Source organism: Sulfurovum xiamenensis, assembly GCF_030347995.1.
In the GTDB taxonomy this organism is placed as follows: Bacteria; Campylobacterota; Campylobacteria; order Campylobacterales; family Sulfurovaceae; genus Sulfurovum; species Sulfurovum xiamenensis.
On record NZ_JAQIBC010000024.1, the window covers coordinates 1 to 741 of the forward strand.

The following is a 741-nucleotide window of genomic DNA, read 5'->3' on the forward strand; positions in this document are numbered from 1 at the left end:
CTGGTGGGTAGTTTGACTGGGGCGGTCTCCTCCCAAAGAGTAACGGAGGAGCACGAAGGTGGGCTAATCACGGTTGGACATCGTGAGGTTAGTGCAATGGCATAAGCCCGCTTAACTGCGAGAATGACGGTTCGAGCAGGTGCGAAAGCAGGTCATAGTGATCCGGTGGTTCTGTATGGAAGGGCCATCGCTCAACGGATAAAAGGTACTCCGGGGATAACAGGCTGATACCGCCCAAGAGTTCATATCGACGGCGGTGTTTGGCACCTCGATGTCGGCTCATCACATCCTGGGGCTGAAGTCGGTCCCAAGGGTATGGCTGTTCGCCATTTAAAGTGGTACGCGAGCTGGGTTTAGAACGTCGTGAGACAGTTCGGTCCCTATCTGCCGTGGGCGTTGGAAGATTGAAGGGGGCTGCTCCTAGTACGAGAGGACCGGAGTGGACGAACCTCTGGTGTTCGGGTTGTGTCGCCAGACGCATTGCCCGGTAGCTAAGTTCGGAATCGATAACCGCTGAAAGCATCTAAGCGGGAAGCCAACTCCAAGATGAATCATCCCTGAAGATCCGCAGAAGACTACTGCGTTGATAGGCTGGGTGTGTAAGTGATGAAAGTCATTTAGCTGACCAGTACTAATAGATCGTTTGTATTTACTTTATTCTTCAAATAGGTACTACCTTATTAAGTGCAAGCTTAATAGTAGAACTTGCAAATGTAATTTTAACATTGCCTAGGCTCTTAA

The 741-nt window shown here is 50.3% G+C and carries 1 rRNA gene; it reads left to right on the plus strand.

The features are described 5' to 3' along the window. A 23S ribosomal RNA gene (locus tag PF327_RS11390) occupies positions 1 to 656 on the plus strand; the annotation flags it as partial. Positions 657 to 741 lie beyond the last annotated feature (85 nt).